Annotated in this window: 17 protein-coding genes, 2 tRNA genes, 1 other RNA gene and 1 pseudogene; 13 read left to right on the forward strand and 8 right to left on the reverse strand. The window is 67.1% G+C overall.

Annotated elements, in window-relative coordinates; translation table 11 throughout:
* The first annotated feature begins 31 nt into the window (after window positions 1–31).
* Complete coding sequence (locus AB0J95_RS50295) at window positions 32–562, forward strand: M48 family metallopeptidase (protein WP_364773787.1); 531 nt, start codon at window positions 32–34, stop codon at window positions 560–562.
* A 52-nt stretch (window positions 563–614) separates the two neighbouring features.
* Here the strand turns inward: AB0J95_RS50295 and AB0J95_RS50300 are convergent, their stop codons facing one another.
* The gene (locus AB0J95_RS50300; protein ID WP_364773788.1) at window positions 615–1,934 is read right to left on the reverse strand and encodes a zinc-dependent metalloprotease; all 1,320 of its coding nucleotides are present in this window, start codon (window positions 1,932–1,934) and stop codon (window positions 615–617) included.
* A 44-nt stretch (window positions 1,935–1,978) separates the two neighbouring features.
* On the opposite strand from AB0J95_RS50300, the gene AB0J95_RS50305 reads away from it, so the two are divergent.
* Entirely contained in the window at window positions 1,979–3,064 is a 1,086-nt protein-coding gene (locus AB0J95_RS50305) for a PDZ domain-containing protein (protein ID WP_364773790.1), read from the forward strand.
* Window positions 3,065–3,080: 16 nt separating this feature from the next.
* Here AB0J95_RS50305 and AB0J95_RS50310 read toward each other — a convergent pair whose 3' ends face one another.
* Window positions 3,081–3,590, reverse strand: coding sequence for a PPA1309 family protein (locus tag AB0J95_RS50310; RefSeq protein WP_364773792.1), 510 nt, complete (start codon window positions 3,588–3,590; stop codon window positions 3,081–3,083).
* A gap of 137 nt (window positions 3,591–3,727) precedes the next feature.
* Between AB0J95_RS50310 and AB0J95_RS50315 the strand changes: the two genes are divergently transcribed.
* On the forward strand, window positions 3,728–6,733 hold the full coding sequence (locus AB0J95_RS50315; protein ID WP_364773794.1) for a UPF0182 family protein: 3,006 nt from the start codon (window positions 3,728–3,730) through the stop codon (window positions 6,731–6,733).
* A 71-nt stretch (window positions 6,734–6,804) separates the two neighbouring features.
* Window positions 6,805–6,878, forward strand: a tRNA-Met gene (locus tag AB0J95_RS50320).
* 842 nt (window positions 6,879–7,720) lie between these two features.
* On the opposite strand, the gene AB0J95_RS50325 is transcribed toward AB0J95_RS50320, so the two are convergent.
* Both AB0J95_RS50325 and AB0J95_RS50330 read right to left on the reverse strand, forming a co-directional pair.
* Window positions 7,721–8,356 (reverse strand): DJ-1/PfpI family protein, encoded by a 636-nt coding sequence (locus AB0J95_RS50325; RefSeq protein ID WP_364773796.1) that lies wholly within the window; start codon window positions 8,354–8,356, stop codon window positions 7,721–7,723.
* Between the two features lie 11 nt (window positions 8,357–8,367).
* Window positions 8,368–9,309: a GlxA family transcriptional regulator gene (locus tag AB0J95_RS50330; RefSeq protein ID WP_364773798.1), complete on the reverse strand. Its 942-nt coding sequence runs from the start codon at window positions 9,307–9,309 to the stop codon at window positions 8,368–8,370.
* A gap of 112 nt (window positions 9,310–9,421) precedes the next feature.
* Between AB0J95_RS50330 and AB0J95_RS50335 the strand changes: the two genes are divergently transcribed.
* From AB0J95_RS50335 to AB0J95_RS50370, 8 genes are all read left to right on the forward strand, one after another.
* Window positions 9,422–9,495, forward strand: a tRNA-Met gene (locus AB0J95_RS50335).
* 821 nt (window positions 9,496–10,316) lie between these two features.
* Window positions 10,317–11,414: a hypothetical protein gene (locus AB0J95_RS50340; RefSeq protein WP_364773800.1), complete on the forward strand. Its 1,098-nt coding sequence runs from the start codon at window positions 10,317–10,319 to the stop codon at window positions 11,412–11,414.
* A 102-nt stretch (window positions 11,415–11,516) separates the two neighbouring features.
* Window positions 11,517–12,017, forward strand: a complete 501-nt coding sequence (locus tag AB0J95_RS50345; RefSeq protein WP_364773802.1) for a helix-turn-helix transcriptional regulator — start codon at window positions 11,517–11,519, stop codon at window positions 12,015–12,017.
* A gap of 74 nt (window positions 12,018–12,091) precedes the next feature.
* Complete coding sequence (prfB, locus tag AB0J95_RS50350; protein WP_364773804.1) at window positions 12,092–13,189, forward strand: peptide chain release factor 2; 1,098 nt, start codon at window positions 12,092–12,094, stop codon at window positions 13,187–13,189.
* A 59-nt stretch (window positions 13,190–13,248) separates the two neighbouring features.
* Complete coding sequence (gene ftsE / locus AB0J95_RS50355; RefSeq protein ID WP_364773805.1) at window positions 13,249–13,938, forward strand: cell division ATP-binding protein FtsE; 690 nt, start codon at window positions 13,249–13,251, stop codon at window positions 13,936–13,938.
* Window positions 13,939–13,970: 32 nt separating this feature from the next.
* The gene (gene ftsX / locus AB0J95_RS50360) at window positions 13,971–14,870 is read left to right on the forward strand and encodes a permease-like cell division protein FtsX (protein WP_364773807.1); all 900 of its coding nucleotides are present in this window, start codon (window positions 13,971–13,973) and stop codon (window positions 14,868–14,870) included.
* Window positions 14,871–14,901: 31 nt separating this feature from the next.
* Window positions 14,902–15,384 carry an SsrA-binding protein SmpB gene (gene smpB, locus AB0J95_RS50365; protein ID WP_364773809.1) on the forward strand — a complete coding sequence of 161 codons (483 nt, stop codon included), beginning with the start codon at window positions 14,902–14,904 and terminating at the stop codon, window positions 15,382–15,384.
* Window positions 15,381–16,277: an amidohydrolase family protein gene (locus AB0J95_RS50370; RefSeq protein ID WP_364773811.1), complete on the forward strand. Its 897-nt coding sequence runs from the start codon at window positions 15,381–15,383 to the stop codon at window positions 16,275–16,277. Before smpB ends, AB0J95_RS50370 begins: the two co-directional genes overlap by 4 nt.
* Here AB0J95_RS50370 and AB0J95_RS50375 read toward each other — a convergent pair.
* From AB0J95_RS50375 to AB0J95_RS50385, 3 genes are all read right to left on the reverse strand, one after another.
* Complete coding sequence (locus AB0J95_RS50375; protein ID WP_364773813.1) at window positions 16,245–17,492, reverse strand: acyltransferase; 1,248 nt, start codon at window positions 17,490–17,492, stop codon at window positions 16,245–16,247. The genes AB0J95_RS50370 and AB0J95_RS50375 overlap by 33 nt on opposite strands.
* Before the next feature lie 134 nt (window positions 17,493–17,626).
* Window positions 17,627–18,271, reverse strand: coding sequence for a response regulator transcription factor (locus AB0J95_RS50380; RefSeq protein WP_364773815.1), 645 nt, complete (start codon window positions 18,269–18,271; stop codon window positions 17,627–17,629).
* A complete protein-coding gene (locus tag AB0J95_RS50385; protein ID WP_364773816.1) occupies window positions 18,259–19,545 on the reverse strand; it encodes a sensor histidine kinase in 1,287 nt (428 codons plus the stop codon). Before AB0J95_RS50385 ends, AB0J95_RS50380 begins: the two co-directional genes overlap by 13 nt.
* 135 nt (window positions 19,546–19,680) lie before the next feature.
* On the opposite strand from AB0J95_RS50385, the gene ssrA reads away from it, so the two are divergent.
* Window positions 19,681–20,054, forward strand: a transfer-messenger RNA (tmRNA) gene (gene ssrA, locus AB0J95_RS50390).
* A 583-nt stretch (window positions 20,055–20,637) separates the two neighbouring features.
* Here the strand turns inward: ssrA and AB0J95_RS50395 are convergent.
* Window positions 20,638–21,615, reverse strand: a pseudogene (locus AB0J95_RS50395) (recombinase family protein); the annotation flags it as partial.
* Window positions 21,616–22,065 lie beyond the last annotated feature (450 nt).

Below are 22,065 nucleotides of genomic sequence, written 5' to 3' on the forward strand. Positions count from 1 at the left end.
GATTGTCGGTGGTTGGTCGTACGGTTACCGGGTGGCCGAACCACTCGTCGAAGTACGCCGGAGCAAGCGGCGTACTCGGACAGTCACCGCGTACCGGGAGGGGGACACCCTGATCGTCCTGCTCCCTGCCCGGATGACCAAGAAAGAAGAAGCGCATTGGGTTGCTGAGATGCAACGCCGCCTGTTGCGCAGTGAGTCCAGGCGTCGGTCCCCGGCGCGGCAATCGGACAGCGCGCTGCTCGCCAGGTGTGCGGAGCTGTCAGCGCGACATCTGGACGGCGAGGCCGTCCCGCTGAGCGTGCGTTGGGTTCCGCCGATGCGCACGCGCTGGGCATCCTGCACGCCCGTTGACAAGACGATTCGAGTCAGCGAGCGGCTGCGGGAGGTGCCGTCATGGGTACTGGACTACGTGCTGGTGCACGAACTCGCGCACCTGCTCGTACCCGGCCATGACCAGGAGTTCTGGGGGTTGGTTCAGCGGTATCCGAGGACCGAGCGGGCCATCGGGTATCTCGAGGGCCTCGCCTCCGCGGCGGGCTCCGGGCCGATGGACGAGGACTGAGTAGAACGGGGGCGTGACCGAGGGTGGAGGGCCGGCCAGCCGGCCCTCCACCTCACTTCTCGTCGTCCTTGCCGATGTCGTTCTGCTCGGCCTCCTCGGTCTTGCGCAGCTCGGCGAGCGGGTCGACGTCGCTGCCGGCGCCGAGCCGGTCGGCGAACTCCAGCGGGTCGTCCAGGTCCTCGGCGGTGGGCACGAGGTCCGGGTGGGCCCAGACGCCGTCACGGACGTCGATGCCGTGCTTGTCACCGACCAGCCGCCACAACGCCGAGGCCGCCCGCAGCCTGCGGGGCCGCAGCTCCAGGCCGACCAGCGTGGCGAACGTCTGCTCGGCGGGTCCGCCGGAGGCGCGCCGGCGCCGGAGCGTCTCGCGCAACGCGTCGGCGCCGGGCAGACGGTCGCCGACGGCGTCCGCCACCACGACGTCGACCCAGCCTTCGACCAGCGCGAGCAGGGTCTCCAGCCGGGCCAGCGCGACCTGCTGCTCGGGCGTGGTCTTCGGCTCGAGCACGCCGGACTGCATGGCCTGCTCGAACGACTGCGGGTTGTTGATGTCGACCTGGCCGGCCAGCTGCTCCAGCGCTGAGGTGTCGACAGTTATGCCGCTAGCGAACTCCTCGACCGTGGCCAGCAGCCGCTGCCGCAGCCACGGAACGTGGGCGAACAGCCGCTGGTGCGCGGCCTCGCGAGCGGCCAGGAAGACCAGCACCTCACTCGCCGGCCGCTCCAGGCCGTCGCTGAACTTGTTGATGTTCGCTGGAAGCAGAGCGCCGGTGGCCTCCGGACCCAGCGGAAGGCCGATATCGGTCGAGGTCAGCACCTCGGCGCCGAGCTGGGCCAGGGCGTTACCCAATTGGGATCCGAAGGCCATGCCGCCCATCTGGCCCACCATCGACAGCAGCGGCCCGGCCGCGTCCTTGGCCTCGACCGGCAGCGCCTCCACCCAGGCACCCGACATCCGCCGGGCGACCGGGTCGCACAGCCGCTGCCAGGTCGGCAGCGTCTTCTCCACCCAGTCCTTGGCCGTCCACGACTTGGTCGACTTCGCGCCGGCGGGCAGGATCGTCACCGCGTCCAGCCACAGCTCGGCCAGCCGCGCCGCGTCGGCGACCGCCTCGGGCGACTCCGCGCCGGCCGGCTCGGTCTCGGCGAGCCGCTGCAGCGCGATCTGCTTGGCCAGGTCGTAGTTGACCGGCCCGGTGGAGGTGCCGGCCTGGCTGAGCATCTGGCCCAGCTGGCTCAGCATCTGCCCCAGCTGGCTGAACGCGTCGAACGGGTTCTCCTGCCCGCCGCCCGGCGTGTCCTTCTTGGCGGGATCCTTCTTGCCTTGGTCCTCGGGCTCCGGCATCTGGAAACCGAAGGGGAACTCGTTCATGCCTCCACGGTACGCGGGGTGGCCTGGTCGTAGGCTGTGGCCTCGTGAGTACTCCCAGCGAAGAGGCGACGCAGGCGCCGCCACAGCGGGCCCGGGACGAACGGTGGCAGCTCAGCCGCCGCGGCTGGACGGTCCTGCTGAGCATCCTGATCGTCATCGTGCTCGCCATCCTGGGTGCGCTCGTGCCCGTCCCGTTCGTCGCGCTCGGCCCCGGGCCGACCTACGACACGCTCGGCAATGTCAACGGCACGCAGATCGTGCAGGTCGAGGGCACACAGACCTACCCGACCTCCGGGCAGCTGCGGATGACGACCGTGTCGCTGAAGCGGGACGTCACGTTGTTCAGCGCGTTCGGGCTGTGGGTCAGCGGGCGGTACGCGCTCGCGCCCCGCGAGGAGTACATCAAGCCCGGTCAGACCGAGGAAGAGGTCCAGCAGCAGAACGTCCAGATGTTCCAGGACTCGCAGAGCGACGCCGAGGTGGCTGCGCTGCGGCTGCTCGGCAACCCGGTGAAGGTCGTGGTCAGCCAGGTCACCAAGGGCGCACCGGCGGACAAGATCATCCAGCCGGGAGACCGGCTGGTGAAGGTCAACGGCCGGGACATCCACCAGCAGGAGGACGTGGTCGAGGCGGTCAAGGACACCCGGCCGGGCCAGGCCATCGAGGTCATCCTGCAGCGTGACGGCCAGGACAAGACCGTGTCGATCACGCTGGGCAAGTCCGACGACCGCCAGCAGGGGTTCATGGGCATCAGCGGGGTGGACCGGGCCGACGTGCCGTTCAAGACCACCATCCACCTGCAGGACGTCGGCGGCCCGTCGGCCGGGCTGATCTTCTCGCTGGCCATCGTCGACCGGCTGACCGGCGACGACCTGGCCGGTGGCCGGCCGATCGCGGGTACCGGCGAGATCGACGTCAAGGGCAACGTCGGGCCGATCGGGGGCATCACGTTCAAGCTGACCGCGGCCGCCGAGGACGGCGCGAAGACGTTCCTGGTCCCGGCCGCGAACTGCGCCGAGGCCGTCGCGAACCCGCCGGCCGGCCTGCAGCTGGTCAAGGTGGAGAACCTGCCGGGCGCGGTCCAGGCGCTCAAGGACCTGAAGGCAGGCAAACCCGTCCCTGGCTGCTAGTCGACGGCCCTGGCTGTCAATCGAAGGTCGCGCGCAGGGCGGCGGTGAGGTTCGGGGCCAGATCGGGGCCGGTCAGGACGTCCTCGTGATCACGCAGGCGCATCACGCAGGCCTCGCCACCGGCCCGCAGAACGGCCGCGACCAGGCGCGCCTCCTGCCGCTGGGGGTGCGCCGCGGCGCGTTCCCGCAGGCGGTCCGCGTCCTGCTCGTCCTGGATCTCGGCCTCCGCGTCGGGCGGCAGCACGACGATCTCCTGAACCAGGGCGCAGCCGTGCACCGCGTCCGGCCACATGATCCCGGCCAGCGCGTCGCTCAGGTCGCCGCCGGGCAGCTGGTCCTGTGCGATCGGGGTCAGTGCCGACGCCGCGTCCAGCTGACCGGTCAGTTCGGGCTGCATCCGCAGCAGCTCGGCGGTGGGCACGAGGGCGAACAGCTGGGGCGGCTGGTCCCAGCCCCCGGACGCCACGAAGTCCTCCACCTCGCGGGCGAGAGCGGGCAGGTCGGTCACTGGCTCACTGGTCGGCACCGGCACATGGTCGCACCAGCGGCGAACCCGCCCGCCGACGGGAACCGGAACCGCGTCCGTAGAGTTGGACATCTAGGACAGCTGTCGAGCGGGCGGCTGTCGGTCAGAAAAACATCGCTACACCAGGAGCGTGTCCAGTGGCCTCCAGGCCCTCGATCGGCTTGCCGAAGCTGTCTCGCCGCAGCCGCATCCTGCTGATCATCGCGGCGGTAATCGTCCTCATCCTGCTTGTCGGGGCTCGCCTGCTCGACACTTATGTGGAATGGCTCTGGTTCGGTGAGGTCGGGTTCCGCTCGGTGTTCACCACCCAGATCCTGACCAGGATCGCGCTGTTCTTCGCCATCGGGATATTCGTCGGCGGCTCGCTCGCGATCAGCCTGATCGTCGCCTACCGCACCCGGCCGGTGTTCGTCCCGGTCTCCGGTGCGGAGGACCCGCTCGCGCGCTACCGCTCCACCGTGGTGCAGCGCCTGCGCCTGTTCGGCATCGGGTTGCCGCTGGTCACCGGCCTGATCGCGGGCTGGACCGGACAGGGCGACTGGCAGAAGGTGCAGCTGCTGTTCAACGCGGTGCCGTTCGGCCAGACCGACCCCGAGTTCAACATCGACATCGGGTTCTACGCGTTCAAGCTGCCGTTCTACGAATGGCTGATCGGGTGGTTCTACGTCGCCCTGGTCATCGCATTCATCGGCGCCGTCATCACGCATTACCTGTTCGGCGGGATCCGGCTGGCCGGCCGCGGCGGGCAGTTGTCCGGTCCGGCGCGTGTGCACCTTTCCATGGTGGCCGGGCTCTTTGTCCTGGTTTACGCGATCGACTACTTCTTCGACCGGTACACACTGTTGTGGTCGAGCCGCAACGACCAGTTCACCGGTGCCTCGTACACCGATCTGAACGCGGTCATGCCGGCCAAGCTGATCCTGATGTCGATCGCCATCTTCTGCGCGATCGCGTTCTTCGTCGGCGCGTTCCTGCGCAACCTTCAGCTGCCCGCGATCGCGCTGGTGCTGCTGGTCCTGTCCGGTCTGCTGGTGGGCGTCGCCTGGCCTGCGGTGCTGGAGCAGTTCTCGGTCAAGCCGAACGCGAACGAGAAAGAGGCGAAATCGATCGAACGCAACCTGAACGCCACCAAACAGGCATTCGGGCTGACCGACGACAAGATAACGATCGACAACTACCAAACAGGCTCGGCGACCTCGACCGACCAGCAGATCCGCAACGACACCGGCACCATCCCGAACACGCGGCTGCTCGACCCGAGCATCCTGTCGCCCACGTTCAACCAGCGCGAGGCCCGGGCCAACTTCTACAGCTTCCCGGACAAGCTGGACATCGACCGGTACACAGTGGACGGCAAGGTCCAGGACTACATCGTCGCGGCGCGCGAGGTGGCCACCTCGAAGCTGACCGACACGCAGAACACCTGGATCAACAAGCACATGGTCTACACGCACGGCAACGGGTTCGTCGCCGCGCCGGCCAACAAGATCGACCGCGCGCCGTCCACCGACGCCAGCGCGCAGGGCGGCTACCCGGTCTTCACGGTCAGCGACCTGAACGCCATCAACACCAAGCAGAAGATGGACATCCCGGTCACCGAGCCGCGGATCTACTACGGCGAGCTGACCCAGGACTACGCCATCGTCGGCGGCTCACCGGGTGAGGCGCCGGGAGAGGCCGACTCGGCCAACGACAAGAGCTACTTCTACAAGGGATCCGGCGGTGTGCCGGTCAACGGCTGGTTCAACCGGCTGGTGTTCTCGGCGTACTACGGCGAGCGGAACATCCTGTTCAACACCGGCATCGGGGACGGCTCGAAGATCATCTACAACCGGGACCCGCGGGAGCGCGTGAAGCTCGCGGCGCCATGGCTGACGGTGGACACCGACCCGTACCCGGCCGTGGTCGACGGCAAGATCATGTGGATCGTCGACGGCTACACCACTCTGGACAACTACCCGTACGCGCAGTCCACATCGCTCGGTCAGGTGACGACCGACTCACTGGCCGGTGTGCCCCGCCAGCAGGACCGCAAGATCGGGTACATCCGCAACTCCGTCAAGGCGACCGTCGACGCGTTCAACGGCACCGTGACGCTGTACGGCATCGACGACCAGGACCCCGTGCTCAAGGCGTGGTCCAAGGTGTTCCCCGGCACCGTGCAGCCCAGCAGCGCGGTGCCCGAAGAACTGCGCAAACACTTCCGGTACCCGGAGGACCTGTTCAAGGTCCAGCGCGACCTGCTCGCCCGGTACCACGTGAAGACCCCGCAGGAGTTCTTCTCCGCGCAAACCTTCTGGGACGTGCCCTCCGACCCCACCAAGGAAGGCGGGCTCGACCCGACCGGCAACGCGGCCAAACAACCGCCGTACTACGTGCTCGCGCAGGCACCCGGCCAGTCACAGCCGACGTTCCAGGTCACCAGCGCGCTGAACTCGTTGAAACAGCAGTTCCTCGCGGCATGGGTCTCGGTCTCGTCCGACCCGGCTGACTACGGCCACTTCAGGGTGCTGCGACTACCAACAGAAGGCGACACCACCCCAGGCCCGATCCAGGTGCAGAACCAGTTCCGCACCACCGATCAGTTCACAAGGGACAGAACGCTGTTCCAGAACACGGGCACCGACATCCAGTACGGCAACCTGCTGACCCTCCCGGTCGGCGGCGGCCTGCTGTACGTCGAACCGATCTACCTGAAACAGAAGGACATCAACGCCTTCCCACAACTCGCGCGGGTCCTGGTGTCCTACAAGAACAGGGTCGGCTTCTCGTCCACGTTGGAAGAAGCACTCAACCAGGTCTTCGGCCCCGGCAGCGGCGCCAACACCACCAAACCCGAAGACAACACCGGCAACACCCCATCGACCACACCCGGAACCTCCTCCACGGCAACCCCGCCGGCCAACAACGGCGCGGCAACCCCCGAGGTCTCCCAAGCGGTCACCGACATCCAGAACGCCATCGCCAAAATCAACACCGCCCAGAAGGCCGGCAACCTCGGCGACCTCGGCAAAGCCCTCGAAGAACTCGACGCGGCCACCAAACGCTTCACCGACGCCAAAGCCAAAGCCGCCCAACCCACCAACCCACCCCCCAGCAGCAACCCGCCATCCTCCCCAACCCCAGGTCAAGGCGGAGGCTGACAGCGAAAAGGGGTGCAAACCGACCCCGGTTTGCACCCCCAGTTCACCCCCACGTAAGATTGAAAACACAACGCGGGGTGGAGCAGCTCGGTAGCTCGCTGGGCTCATAACCCAGAGGTCGCAGGTTCAAATCCTGTCCCCGCTACGCGGACGGCGGACCCATGGTCGGTGCTAGCGCACCTTCCCTGGGTCCGCTTCGCATTATTTTGGGGGGGCCGAGCCCCCCAGACCCCCCACGTGCGGCTTCGCCGCCTTGCTTTCCAGCGCGCGCCTGCGGCGCGGGGCTAGCGCTTCGCGCGTAGCGGAGGGTCCGCCTTCGGCCGAGGGCTTGCGCTGCGCGCCTCGCGGGCGCTGACGCGCGGGCTTGGGGTGGGGTGAGAGTGGGGTGGCGGCGGCTTTGAGGGGCACCGCAGTGCCTGAGAGTTCGGCTGATTGGCCGCAGAAGAAATCAGTCCTCGACCGTCAGCCCGAAACCGCGTCTCGCGGTTGCTCACTCCATCGCACCGAGTGCCTCACACCTACGCGTCAGCTCAGTCAGTCGTGGGGTGGGGCGGTGGTTTGTGGACGGAGGCTGAGGCGGGGGTGGCGGGTGTCGGCGAGGTTGAAGAGTGTCTGTGGGGGGTTGGTCGGAGGTGGAGGCGCGTCGGTGGGGTGGTTGGTTGGAGGATGGGGTGTTGGTGGTGGGGGTTGGGTGTTGGTCGGAGGCTGAAGGTAAGGGCCAGTCGGGGTTTTGCGCGTGTGTGCAGTAGGGGTGGGCTTCGTGTTTTCTCCCTCCCGTATGGCCTGGGCGCAGCCTCATCACAGGTGTCAAGGGGGATCCGCCCACTCAAAGCACAAACGCTGGAAGCCAAACGGATCCCCCTTGACACCTGTGATTACCTCCGGCAGGCCATACGGGAGGGAGAAAACACGCCAAGGGATCCGAAGGATCCCCTCCCCCTCTTGGCGGCCTGCCCGTCCGGCGATGACATCTTTTGATAAGGATCCTTATTTCAAGACATGCCGAGACCGACCCCGAAGAAAATCAACCACCTCAGGAGCGGCCTTAGCCGGGCTCCCCGAATCAAAAGGCGGCTGGGGATCGTACTCGATAGCCAACTGAAGGCCCTCAGCAAACTGATCCCCAGCAATACGAGCCGCCAGAGTAAGCCCCATGTCGATCCCCGCCGACACCCCCGCAGCGGTCACGTACTTCCCGTCGAAGACCACGCGCTCCTCCGTGGCCACCGCCCCGTACTTCCCCAACTGCCCCATGGCCAGCCAGTGCGTGACCGCCTTACGGTCCTTCAACAGGCCCGTAGCAGCCAAGATGAGCGAACCGGTGCACACCGTCGTCGTCCACGTCGACGTGGTGTCGATCGCGCGGATCCAGTCGTGCACCGGGCCGTCTTCCATCAGGTCTGACTGGCCCGGGCCTCCCGGAATCAGGAGGATGTCCGCCTCCGGCGTTTCCGTGAGGGTGGCGTCCGCCGTGATCGCGAGACGGCCGGTGTCCGTTCGGTAGGGGCGTTTTTCCTCCCCGACGAACGTGAGATCCGCCTCGGGAAGACGGCCGAGAACCTCATAGGGTCCGACGGCGTCCAAAGCCGTGAAGCGGTCGTACAACAGGATTGCGATCTTCACTCTGACCCCTTTCAGAACCTTCGCCGGTATTCAGCCGGAGACACCCCCAGTGTCCGGATGAACGCCCTTCTCATTGACTCCGGTGTACCGAACCCGCAGGACTTCGCTATTTTCGAGATCCCCGCCTCGGAGTCCTCCAGCTGCCGTCTGGCCGCTTCGAGGCGCACGCGGTCGACGTAGCGGCCCGGGGTCATGCCTGTCTGCGCGGTGAAGACGCGGGCGAACTGCCGCGGGGAGAGGTTCACGCGTTCCGCGAGAGCGTCCACCGACAACTTCGCCGCGGGATGCTCAGTGATCCACTGCTGCACCTCGCGCAGCGGCTGGCGCTCTGCGGCCTGCGCGGTCAGCTGAGCGCTGAACTGCGTCTGATTCCCCGGGCGGCGCAAGAACATCACCAGATGCCGCGCGATCGTCAACGCCGCATCCCGGCCCAAATCCTCCTCCACCAACGCCAGCGCCAGATCGATCCCGCTCGTCACCCCCGCACTAGTGGACACATTGCCGTCCCTGACGAAGATCGGCTCCGGGTCCACATCGACCTCAGGGAACGCCCCCGCCAGCGCGTCACACACCGACCAGTGCGTGGTTGCCTTGCGGCCATTGAGAAGCCCCGCCCGCGCGAGCAGAAAAGCCCCACTGCACACCGACACCAGCCGCGACGCGCCAGGACCGTTGGCGCGCAACCAAGCCACGATCTCCGGCTGCGGACCCCGCGTCCCGAACCCACCCGGCACGACGATCGTGTGCGCCGGCGGAGCCGACAGCAGATCGACATCCGGCGTGATGCACAACCCACTGTGAGTCCGAACCGGACCGCCACCGACAGACGCCGTCAGCACCGAGTAGTAGTCCCGCCCCAGATACCGCGACGCACCGGTGAACACCTCCAGCGGACCCGTCAGATCCAGCGACTGGAGCCCGTCGTAGACCGGGAACAACACCAGCTTCCCCATGCCCCCATGGTCACGCGACCAGGGCATGACCGCAATGACACGAAACCCACCTTTCCAGACACCCACCCCCCTGAAAAACCACTCGCGCCCCCATGTACAGTTGAAGACACAACGCGGGGTGGAGCAGCTCGGTAGCTCGCTGGGCTCATAACCCAGAGGTCGCAGGTTCAAATCCTGTCCCCGCTACGCGGATGGCGGACCCTTGGTCGGTGCTTTGCACCTTCCCTGGGTCCGCTTCGCATTATGTTGGGGGGCCGAGCCCCCCAGACCCCCCACGTGCGCCGCAGGCGCTGGCGCGCCGCGGCGCGGAGCGCGGAGCGCGAAGCGGGGGGACGGCGAAGCGCGAAGCCGGGGGCGCGCGTAGCCCGGGGCAGCCTTGGGGCGGGGGCTGGGCGGGGCGAGGGGGTGGTGTTCGGGTTGGGGGTGCGCGGAGTGCGCGCTTTACGTGGTGGGCGGTCTGGTGATCTTGGACAATGTGCGTGACGGCGAGCAGGTTCGGGTGCTGCTGCTCTGCTCGGCGAGGGGCGGCCTTTCGGCCTTCGGATGGACGGGGGTCTCAGCGTCAAGGGGCGGGGTGATTGGGGTTGCGTTGGTGTGGGGGTTGGGCGGGGTTGGGTCTGTGTGTCGGGGCGTGAGGCATTGGTGAGGGCTGGGTTTGAGGGTGGGGGTGGAGCGATGTTGGAGTGGGGTGGGTTGTTGTGCGTGTGGGTGCGGGGGAGTAACTAACTTGGTTGGGTGGGGGTTGGGTGTTCTGTGGTTGGGCTTGTTGGGGGCTTGCTTTGGGGCTGGGGAGTCGGGTGTGGGTTGGGGGAGTGAGAGTTTGTGGGGGTGGGGTGTTTGGTTTGTGTGTGGTGTGGACGGAGGGGGTCCTTTGTGGACTGGGCGAGTGGGTTGTTTGCGTCACCGATGGATACTTTGCGTAGCCGGTCGGGGCCGTTGGCCGATGATCTGCGGCCGGACGGCGCGGGGGCGTGTTCGGTTCGTGGCCGAGCTGGCACACTGGGCGCATGGAGCTCGTGCCCCCTTCACCGGAGATGGAGGCTCTGCTTTCCCGGCAGGAGGCGGAGTATGAGCGGCTCGTACGGGCCAGCTCGTTGCCGTTGCTCGGCATGGCCGAGCCCGCGCCGCACCCGCGCTTACTGGGCGAGGCGGAGGTCAGCAACGGCGTCGTGGAAAGCATCGGCCTCGCCTACGGCGACCTGATGCGCCCCAGCGGACCGCTCGTGCAGGTGCACACCGCGCGCTGGCACGAGAGCAGGCCCAGCCCGCCGGACCTCCGCTCGTTCCTGGAAAACCTCCTCGACAGCATGGACGACAACGGGCCCGTCGACGGCGAACCGGTGCCCGCACATGTTGTGGTGAACGGAACACCGCGCCCCGCGTCGCTGCTGCGCACCCGCCGCCGGATGTGGGCCGCGCGTTGCTGGCACCAGGACTCCGACGTGATCGTCGTTGCCAGGGAGTGGGAACTGGCCGCTACCCATCTGGTGGCCGTGCCAAACCTCGAAACTTTCCTTCGCGGGCGTAGGGAGTACATCCGCGATCTGCGCGCGAACCCGCCGACGATGCCGATCATGGAGCGCCCCTTCGATGTCGCCACCGCGCACCGATCGCTGATCGACTCGACACTCGCCCGCAGCCTCCAACTCGAAGCGGCGGCGAGGCAAGGCCGTCCCCCAAGGCTGCGTGCCAATGGTCGCAAGCACGGTGAACTCTGGGAAGCCGCCGTACGGGCGCAGATGCACCTCGCCGATCAGTCCAGACAGGACGCTAACGAGGCAGTGACCATTCTGGTGAACCAGTTGGGCCGTTTGCAGGAGAAAGCCGGATGGTTCGCCAACCGAAGGCTGCGCGACGCCGCGATCACCGAGACTCTCCTGTACTGGACCGGAATGCGCACCGAACTGCTCAGCCGCCCCGCACAGGAGTCATGGCGCGCGGTGTGGGCCTCGCAGCGAACCTGGGCGCCCGACCCGTTCGCGCATCAGGAAAGAACTTCCCGCGACCACGACGCGGAGCTGCGCCGCTGGCACGCCGAGCTGATGACCGAGCAGGACGAATGGCTTCGTGCCTGGTCGGAGTGGGTGCGGCAGAAGGGGTACTGAGCCAATCGGGTGTAGTTGCGACATCCGGGTGACGAGTAGCCACAGTGGACAGATCACCTGTTCATTGTGGACAGCGAGCGGAATTCATGGCACGGTGGTTACGTGTCTGAATTGAACGCAACAGCCGCGGCATTGCTCGGCTTGCTCCATGACGGCCCGAAGACGGGTGGCCAGCTGGTCGCGGTGGCCCGTGAGCGCTTTGGCGCGTTCTTCAGCGTCACGCGCAGCCAGGTCTACCGCGAACTTCCCGCACTGGCGGACGCCGGCCTCGTCCGGCTCGGCAAGCAGGGCCCCCGGTCCAGTCAGCAGTACCTGATCACGGCCGCGGGCAAGAAGGCCTTCAAGACCTGGCTCGCCTCCGAGCCTGGTCCAGACCACCTGCGCAGCCCGCTGATCCTCCGACTGGCGCACGCCGGCAACCTGACGGCCAAACAGCGCAGCGCACTGGTCGACTCGGCTCGGCAGACCTACAACGCCGAACTGGAAGACGCCCGCAACCTGACCAAGAACACTGAGGACAACTACGTGAAGGCGTTCGGCGAGTTCGCGGCATCCCGCGCCCGCGCCGCGCTGAAGCTGCTCGACTCGGTCCCGAAGGACTGAGACAACACGCCGGTCGGTCGAAAATGGCCGACCGGCAACGCACCGGCACGCGGTCTGACGTAACCTTCTTGGCCGTGAACCCGGACGTCGCAGCAGACCTGACCGATCTCTCCGCCACGCTCAAGAGCATCGAGGCGGTGACCGATCTCGACGCGCTGCGCGCTCAGGTGACCGAGTTGGAGCAGCAGGCCGCCAGCCCCACCCTCTGGGACGACCCGGAGCAGGGGCAGCGGGTGACCAGCCAGCTCTCGCACAAGCAGGGCGAGCTGCGCCGCGTCTCCGAACTGCGGCAGCGCCTCGACGACCTGCCGGTGCTCTACGAGCTCGCCGAGGACGAGGGCGACGCGGGCAGCCTGGCCGAGGCCGACGCCGAGCGCGCCAAGCTGCGCTCCGAGATCGCCACCCTCGAGGTGCGCACCCTGCTGTCCGGCGAGTACGACGAGCGTGACGCGCTGGTCACGATCCGTTCCGAGGCCGGCGGTGTGGACGCGGCCGACTTCGCCGAGATGCTGCTGCGCATGTACATGCGCTGGGCCGAGCGGCACGGCTACGCCACCGACGTCTACGACACCTCCTACGCCGAAGAGGCGGGCATCAAGTCGGCCACCTTCAAGGTCAGCGCCCCGTACGCCTACGGCACGCTGTCGGTCGAGCAGGGCACCCACCGCCTGGTGCGCATCTCGCCGTTCGACAACCAGGGCCGCAGGCAGACCAGCTTCGCCGGCGTCGAGGTCGTGCCGGTCGTCGAGCAGTCCGACCACGTCGAGATCGACGAGAAGGAGCTGCGCATCGACGTGTACCGCTCGTCGGGCCCCGGTGGGCAGGGCGTGAACACCACCGACTCCGCGGTACGCATCACGCACATACCCACCGGCATCGTCGTGTCGTGTCAGAACGAACGCTCTCAGTTGCAGAACAAGGCCTCCGCCATGGTCGTCCTGCAGGCCAAACTGCTCGAACGGCAGCGCCAGGAGGAGCAGGCCAAGATGGACGAGCTGAAGGGCGACGGCGGCTCTAGCTGGGGAAACCAGATGCGCTCCTACGTCCTGCACCCCTACCAAATGGTCAAGGATCTGCGGACCGACTACGAGGTGGGCAACCCCAGCGCGGTTCTGGACGGCGATATCGACGGTTTCCTGGAGGCCGGAATTCGGTGGCGGAGGACTAACTGAGAGTCGTTACCCTCCCCAATGCAACAGCCGGATAACGGTCGTGGGTAGACTCGCCGACCGTGATCCGGCTTGAACATGTTTCCAAGACCTACAAGACGTCGACCCGCCCCGCGCTGGACGACGTCACGGTGGACATGGACAAGGGGGAGTTCGTCTTCCTGATCGGCCCGTCCGGGTCAGGAAAGTCCACCTTCCTGCGGCTGCTGCTGCGTGAGGAAGTGCCGTCGAAGGGCAAGGTCTACGTCTCCAACTTCGACATCACCAGGATGGCCCGGCGCAGGGTCCCCCGGCTGCGCCAGTCCATCGGCTGCGTGTTCCAGGACTTCCGACTGCTGGTCAACAAGACGGTGGCGGAGAACGTGGCTTTCGCCCTGGAGGTGATCGGCAAGCCCGCGCACACCATCAAGAAGGTGGTGCCCGAGGTGCTCGAGCTGGTCGGCCTGGACGGCAAGGCCAACCGGATGCCCAACGAGCTGTCCGGTGGCGAGCAGCAGCGTGTGGCGATCGCGCGCGCGTTCGTCAACCGGCCGCTGGTGCTGCTGGCCGACGAGCCGACCGGAAACCTGGACCCCGACACGAGCCAGGACATCATGCTGCTGCTGGAGCGGATCAACCGCACCGGCACGACCGTGCTGATGGCCACCCACGACCACTCGATCGTCGACTCGATGCGGCGCAGAGTCGTGGAACTGGCTTATGGCCGGGTAATCCGCGACGATGCGCGCGGCGTCTACGGCGTAGGCCGCTAAGTAACCCCCGATACCCGAGGAACCCCACCCCGATGCGTTTCAGTTTCGTGTTGACCGAAGTCGTGAATGGGCTGCGGCGCAACATCACGATGACCGTCGCGATGATCCTGACCACCGCGATCTCGCTGGGCCTGCTGGGGGGCGGCCTGCTCGTCGTCCGCATGATCGACCACATGCGGGCGGACTACGGCGACAAGGTGGAGGTGAACGTCTTCCTGGTGAAGGCGGTCTGGCCGGACAAGGGCTGCACGGACCAGCCGTGCGCGGGCCTGAAGTCCAACCTGGAGAGCGACCCGGCCGTCGAGTCCGTCAAGTACGAGAGCCAGGACGAGGCGTTCGACCGGTTCCAGCAGATCTTCAAGAGCCAGCCGGAGCTGCTGCAGCTGACCCGCAAGGAGTCGCTGCCGTCGAACTTCCACGTGCGGCTGAAGAACCCGGACCGGGCCAACGTCATCATCCAGACCTACACCGGCAAGCCAGGGGTGGACCGGGTGGAGGACCAGGGGGTCTTCCTGGAACGGTTCTTCGGTGTGCTCAACGGGGTGCGCAACGCGACCTTCGTGGTCGCGCTGGTCCAGGCGATCGCGGCGCTGCTGCTGATCTCCAACACGATCCAGGTGTCCGCGTTCACCCGGCGGACGGAAGTCGGGATCATGCGCCTGGTCGGCGCGACGCGGTGGTACACGCAGCTGCCGTTCCTCCTGGAGGCGGTGGTCGCCGGCGTGGTCGGTGCGCTGCTGGCGATCGGCGGCCTGATCGGCGGCAAGCTGTTGTTCATCGACGATGTACTCGCCGAACCCATCAAGGCCAACATCATCCCGCCGGTGGAGTTCGGTGACATCGTGGCGATCTCGCCGATCCTGCTCGCGGTGGCCATCCTGATCTCGGCCGTCACCGGGTACGCCACGCTGCGCCTCTACGTCCGCACTTAACGGCTTGGTGCGGTGACGTAAGGTTTCCGTCATGGCAAAAGAACGTGGTCAGAAGGTGATCGCGTCGAACCGTAAGGCGCGGCACGACTACGAGATCGTGGACACCTACGAGGCCGGCATCGCGCTGGTCGGCACCGAGGTGAAGTCCCTGCGGCTCGGGCGTGCGTCACTGGTGGACTCGTTCGCGACGGTGGACGACGGCGAGGTGTGGCTGCGGGGGCTGCACATCGCCGAGTACGAGATGGGCACGTGGACCAACCACGAGCCGCGCCGGCGCCGCAAGCTGTTGCTGCACCGCAGCGAGATCCTCAAGCTGATCGGCAAGACCAAGGAGAGCGGCCTGAGCCTGGTGCCGCTGTCGATGTACTTCAAGGACGGCAAGGTCAAGGTCGAGCTGGCCCTGGCCAAGGGCAAGAAGTCCTACGACAAGCGCCAGGCGCTGGCCAAACGGGACGCCGAGCGGGAGATCACGCGGGCCGCGGGCCGGGCCCGCAAGCGCGGCGGCGGTTGGTGAGGGACGGCGACGTAGCCCAGTGGGTCGCCGGGCTGGGCCTGCCCGGCCTGGTCGACCTGCATGTGCACTTCCTGCCGGAACCGGTGCTGCGCAAGGTGTGGGCGTACTTCGACAACGCGCGCGAGCACTACGGCATGGACTGGCCGGTGCACTACCGGTTCGATGAGGACGAACGCGTCCGGATCCTGCACGGCCTCGGCGTGGTCGCGTTCGCGCCGTTGGTGTACCCGCACAAGCCCGGCATGGCCGAGTGGCTGAACGACTGGGTCCGCGACTTCGCCGCCAGCACGCCCGGCGCCGTTCCCACGGCGACGCTGTTTCCCGAGCCCGGCGTCGAGACGTACCTGGCTCGCGCGCTGGCCGACGGTGCCCGGTGCGTGAAGGCACACGTCCAAGTCGGCGCGTACGACCCGCGAGCGTCCGAGTTGGACACTTCGTGGGGGCTGATCGCCGAGGCGGGCGTGCCACTGGTGATCCACTGTGGACATGGTCCGCGCCCGGGTGCGTTCACCGGGCTGGACGTGTTCGAGGAGGTCCTCAAGCGGCATCCGCGGCTGACCGCGGTGCTCGCACACGCCGGGATGCCCGACTTCGATCTGGCCTTTGACCTGGTCGAACGCTATCCGAACGTGCACATCGACACGACCATGGTCGGCGTGGACTTCACCGATCCGTTGCCCGATGGGTTCATCTCCAGGCTGGCCGGCCACGCTGACCGGATCGCCCTGGGCACGGACTTCCCGAACATCCCGTACGAGTACGCGCGCCAGATCGACGCGATCGCCGGATGGGCGGAGGCGAACGCACAGCTCGGCGACAGCTTCCTGCGCGCCGTGCTGCACGACACCCCCGCCCGGTTGCTAGGCCTGACGGACCAGGCTGATCTGCGGTAGCCGGTAGCGGGTCACCGCGAGTCCACTGAGGACGACAGCGCCCCACACTGCCGCGGTAGTGGATACCGTGTTGTTCCCGGGGAAGAACCCGGTGGCGGCGACGCCGAGCGTGCCGGCCGCGACCATGGCCGCCCCGATCGCGACCTGGACGGCGTGCGGCTGGATCGCCAACGGGCCGGGCGCGTGTGCCTCGAACCGGCCGAACGCCCGTAGCAGCCCGTACAGCACCGCGGCACACGAACCGATCCAGAGTGGAACGACCGCGAACCACGCCAGGCTGCCCGGAGCGGGCGTGCTGTAGCCGAATCCGATCGTCCACACTCCGGCCATCGCGACCATCGCCGACATGTGCCACAGGTACAGGCTCATCGACCGCGCGCCGACCCACGTCAGCACCTTCGCGGCCCGCGGACGGGCGGCCAGGGCGCGGATCAACGGCCTGGCCAGCAGCACGAGACCGATCTGGCCGACGCCCAGGGTGATCAGGCAGGTGGTGGGCGGACCGGCGTTCGACACCGGCGCACCCGGCATGCCGACCATGCTCAGCGGGTATGGTCCAAAAGCGACCATCAACGCCGTCAGCCCGAACCCACCGACGGCCAGACCTGCGGCTCCGGCCCTGGTCACCGGCTTGCCGGCGGCGTAGTGGAAGCCGAGCTGGTGCACGGCCAGCCACACGACCAGCGCGTTGAGGAACCCGGCCATGCCGATCCCGGCGAACCGCACGGCATCCACCAGCAGCGCCACCGCGGCCAGCCCGGCGACCACCCGCAGCCCGTAGCGTTCATGCGCCTTGAGCATCACCGGGGTCGCCAGGATGACGGCCACATACACCGCGAGGAACCACAGCAGCTGACCGACGACAGCGGCACCGATGCCCAACGGCTGCTCCGGCACCCCCAGCGACGCCAACAGATGCGGCAATGGCAGCCACAACGCGATCAACGGCAGCAACGGGATCGCCAACCGGTGCACGCGGCTCGACACCCATTCCCCGACCGTGCCGCCACGTCCGCGGTGCGACCGCAGGGACAGCAGGTTCGCCGCGCCACCAGCGAAGAACACCAACGGCATCACCTGGCCCACCCACGTCAGCACCCACCAACCCGGTGTGGCGTAAGCGTTCCCGGTGGTCAGCTCGGTGCCGGTCCAGCCGAGGACGGGCACCAGCCAGTGCTGGAACACCACCAGCACGATGGCCAGAACCCGTACCACATCAAGAAAAGGATCTCGTCGCGACACCGTGCCGCCCCCTCGTGAATGGAATTCCCTTGCTGTACAAGAGCTTTCCGTTCCGAGGCGGGGAGATCACGGGTGTGGGCTCCAGTCTTGCGGTGGGGGTAACCCCACTAGCGACGGTCGAGGTAGGCCAGCACGGCACGAACCCGCCGGTGTTCCTCCTGGCTGGGCTCCAAGCCGAGCTTGGCGAAGATGTTGCCCACGTGCTTCTCCACCGCGCCGTCGGACACCGTGAGGCTGCGCGCGATGGCGATGTTGGACAGGCCTTGGGCCATCAGCCCGAGGACCTCGCGCTCCCGTGGGGTGAGCGCGTCGATGGGATTGCGCCGTCCGCGTGCCATGAGCTGCGAGATCACCTCCTGGTCGATGCACGTCCCGCCGCCGGCCACCCGCCGCACGGCGTCGACGAACTCGGCGACGTCGGCCACCCGCTCCTTGAGCAGGTACCCCACGCCACCCGCACCCGCCGAGATCAGCTCGACGGCATACCGTTCCTCCACGTACTGCGACAGCACCAGAACGGGCAGGTTCGGCGTCTGCTCGCGCGCCCGCAGCGCCGCTTTGAGGCCTTCGTCGGTGAACGTCGGCGGCATGCGGACGTCCACGATGGCCAGATCGGGCTTGTGCTCGGCGAGCACAGCGGGCAGGCTCTCGCCGTCCTCGACGGCGGCCACGGTCTCGATGCCCTCGTCGGCCAGCAGCCGCTCGATGCCGGCCCGGAGGAGTACGGAGTCTTCTGCGATCACCACGCGCAAGGGAGGTCCGCCTTGATGACAGTTGGCCCGCCTGGCGGGCTGACGACGGTCAGGACACCGTCAATCGTGGCAGCCCGGTCGGCCAGGCCGGCGAGCCCACCGCCCTGCCGGGTCGTCGCGCCGCCGTGGCCGTCGTCGGTGATCTCGACGACGACGTGGTCCTTGACCCGCCGCACGTCGACGGACGCCCGCGTCGCGTTGGCGTACTTGGCGATGTTCGTGAGCGCCTCGGCGACGGTGAAGTACGCCGTGCTCTCGACCGCCGCGGGCGGGCGCTGGTCGGTCGACAGGCTCGGCTCGACCGTGACATCGACGGGCACCGGAGCCTTCGCCGCCAGTGACGACAGGGCCGCGTCCAGGCCGCGGTCACCGAGGACCGCCGGGTAGATGCCCCTGGCCAGGTCGCGCAGCTCGGCAACGGCCTGCTTGGCGTCCGCGTGCGCCTCGTCGATCAGGGCCTTCGCGGCCTCCGGGTCGTTGTCCATCCGGGTCTTCGCGCGGCCCAGGCTCATCGCGACCGCCACCAGGCGCTGCTGGGCGCCGTCGTGCAGGTCCCGTTCGATCCTGCGGCGCTCGGCCTCCGCCGCGTCGACCCCGCGGGCGCGGCTGGCCTGCAGGTGCGCGGCCTCGGCGGCCAGGATCATCGCCTTGCTCGGCCCCAGCAACGCCACCGCGAGCCGGCCCCGGACCCGGCCGAACCACTTGCTCGCCACCCAGGCGAGGCACAACACCATGAACCCGGCGATCGTGGGGATCAACGTGTCATCCCACGAGTCGATCACGTACGCCGGCCCCCGCGGCCCGCCGACCAGCACGAACGTGTCCCCGACGAACCGATACCAGATGGCCACCGTGCCGAGATAACCACCGACCGACCAGAACACCGTGAAAACGACCACCGAAGCGAGCCCCAGCGGGAACATCAACGCCAGATACAGCAGGTCACGCCAGGTGGCGGGATCCGTCATCAACCCGCGGAACCAGCGCACCAGGCCCTTCTGACGGATCCGGTACGGCGTCGCGACATAGAACCCCAGCGTCGCCGACACCAGCCGCCGCTCGAACCGCGCCCACCCCCGCCACACCCCGACAGCCACCATCATCAGCGGAAACCCGACCCACACGACCGCCGTACCGACCCCAGCGGCGAACAACGCCACCGACGCCCAGAACGCCACCGCGCCCGTGATGAAACTGACCAGCAGGTAGACACTCGTCCCCAGCGGGTTCGGCTGATGCCGCCGCCCATCCACCTGCTCCACCTCGGTCGTCATGCGTACAGCATCCCGCGTCCGACCACCCAAGACGATGGAGCAGACCGCCCAACCTCAGGTAGGGCTGACCCCACCCCATAACCGGAATGAAGCCCCCGGGCCCACGCGTTATGCTTACCGGAACAACCACAACCAGGGGGTGAACGGTTTCGACTCTGGACGTTGAGTCAGGAGAAGCGTGCAGGTGCAGGCGAGAGACCACCTCAAGCGTCGCCGCAAAAAAACAAGCGCCGAGACCAAGAGTCAGGCCGACTACCAGCTCGCTGCCTAAGCAGCAGTTGGAGTCTGTCAGCCCGGGACCGCCTCCGGCCCGGTTCGCTGGCATCAGCTAGGAGGCTTACCGCCAGTCCCGGTCGCGGGGCCTGGTAGGGAAACCCACAGCGACTGGGCCCGTCACACCGGCTAGTTCACGTGACCGGTGGGGCCAAGCAGAGACACTGTGAACTGCGCACGGAGAAGTCCTGTCGAGGCGACAGAGGACCCGGGTTCGATTCCCGGCACCTCCACCAAATGTGTCAGTGTGCGAACCACCTGATGATGAGAGGTTGGGACAGATAGCTCTGTCTCAACCTCTTCGTCGTAGGTGGGCTGGGGTACGCGGAACACGGGCACGATTCGGTCTGGCCCGGTGATCTTGATGCGGGCGATGAGCACCTCTACCAGGGCTTTGCGTTGGTTGGTGTTGCCCGCGGTGATGATCTTGTTGATGTGCTGGCTGACCTCGTTGAGGGTGGCGCCGTCTGGCACGGTGGGTTGGGTGTCCAGTTCGAGCCGGAGTTCGTCGCGTCGGGCGCGGAGTTGCTTCTGGGTGGCCCGGTGTTGGGCGAGGCGGTCCTGGGTGTCCTCGGGCGTCATGGTGCCGTCTTCGAAGGCGTCGAGGTAGCGGTCGATTTTCGCGGTCGTCTGGGCCAGCTTGGCTTCGACGGCGGCCAGTTCGGCCGCGCGCGAGCCGTGGTGGTTGTCGTGTTGCTGGCGGGCGTCAGCGACAGCGTCGGCGATGAGGTCCTGTTGGCTGCGGTAGAAGCTGATCGCGGCGTCCAGGATGGCCGCGTCCAGGGCGTCCGCGTTGAGCCTCGGGAAGTCGCATTTGGTCGGGCCGTAGCGGGCCAGGGTCCAGCAGGTGTAGTAGCGGTAGGTCCTGTTGCGGCCGGTGGCGCGGGTGCCGATCATGGCTTTGCCGCAATTCGGGCAATTAACGCGGCCGGTGGCGAGGTAGTCCGAGCTGCTGGCGGCCCGGTGGGACATGCTTTCGCCGCGTTGTTCGAGGAGCCGTTGTGCTTGGCCGAAGATGTCTCCGTTCACGATCGGGGTATGGGTGTTGGTGACGGTGATGTCGCGGAAGGTCAGTTCGCCGAGGTAGATGCGGTTGGCCAGGACGCGCAGGACTTGTTGAGGTGACCAGGGTTTGCCGGTGGTGGTGCGGTGACCGCGTTCGGTGAGCATGGCCGCGACGCCGTTGGAGCCGATCCGGTCGCGGGTGTAGAGGTCGAAGATGAGGCGCACGATGGCGGCCTCGTCTTCAAACGGAACAAGGCGCTGGGCGTCTTTGTCGACGGTGTAGCCGAAGGGGCGTCGCCCGCCTTTCCATTTGCCTTTGGAGGCCTTTTTCTCCATTCCCGAGATGACGCGGTCGACGATGGTGTCGCGCTCGAATTGGGCGAACATAGCCAGCATTTGCACGAGCATGCGGCCCATTGGGGTGGAGGTGTCGAAGGGTTCGGTGGCTGACCGGAATACGACGCCTACTATGTCGAGTTCGTCCAGCAGGGTGACCATGTCGCGCAGGTTGCGGGAGAACCGGTCCACCCGGTAGACCAGCAAGACGTCGATGAGTCCTGTGCGGGCGGCCTTGAGGGCTCTCTGTAAGCCGTCGCGTTCGGTCGTGGCGCCGGAGGCGTCATCGGTGAAGCGTTTGACGATGCGCCAGCCTGGCTGAGAGTTGACGTAGGAATCTAATCGCTCGTCCTGGACGTCGATGGAGTAGGGCTGGTTGTCCTCGTCGGTGCTGCGCCGGGTGTAGGTACCGACCCGAACGTCCTCGCCGAGCTCAATGCTGGCGGCTTGGCGCACTCGTTTGTTGGTCGCACGTTTGGCCAAAGAATGTCCCCCAGTTACGGCGAAACGCCGCGCAGTGGCGTGTTAAGAGCATGCCACTGGCGGCGGTTGAATTGAACATTGCCATGGGCTCATGATATCAATTCAAGCCTCATGGCTGTCATTAGAAATTGCGGCTATGTGGACTGTCGGGCGTTATTCCATTCGGTGATCAGCGCCGCCATTGTGGTCACCGCGTCGTTTCGGTGGCGCGCGGTCATCGGCTCTGTCTCGATGCGTTCGACGGCAAAGCTTGCCTTGCGTTGGGCGGGTGTGTCGGCCGAATGAGGGCGCGATGCTGGGTGATCAGCGTGCAGTGTTGCCTCCCGGTGGGTTAGACATCCCAGGGCCGTGGCTTGTCAAGCGGCGGTTTGGTGATCTTGGGTGCGGTGGGCCCAGGCGGTGTGTTCGTCATAGCAGGTGTGG

The sequence above is a fragment of the Actinocrispum sp. NPDC049592 genome, assembly GCF_040675465.1.
Taxonomy (GTDB): domain Bacteria; phylum Actinomycetota; class Actinomycetes; order Mycobacteriales; family Pseudonocardiaceae; genus Kibdelosporangium.

Coding starts and splice junctions, on each gene's coding strand:
- AB0J95_RS50300 (WP_364773788.1), bottom strand. CDS start 1,934: ATGAACGAGTTCCCCTTCGGTTTCCAGATGCCGGAGCCCGAGGACCAA.
- AB0J95_RS50330 (WP_364773798.1), bottom strand. CDS start 9,309: ATGGGGAAGCTGGTGTTGTTCCCGGTCTACGACGGGCTCCAGTCGCTG.
- smpB (WP_364773809.1), top strand. CDS start 14,902: ATGGCAAAAGAACGTGGTCAGAAGGTGATCGCGTCGAACCGTAAGGCG.
- AB0J95_RS50340 (WP_364773800.1), top strand. CDS start 10,317: ATGGAGCTCGTGCCCCCTTCACCGGAGATGGAGGCTCTGCTTTCCCGG.
- AB0J95_RS50385 (WP_364773816.1), bottom strand. CDS start 19,545: ATGACGACCGAGGTGGAGCAGGTGGATGGGCGGCGGCATCAGCCGAAC.
- ftsX (WP_364773807.1), top strand. CDS start 13,971: ATGCGTTTCAGTTTCGTGTTGACCGAAGTCGTGAATGGGCTGCGGCGC.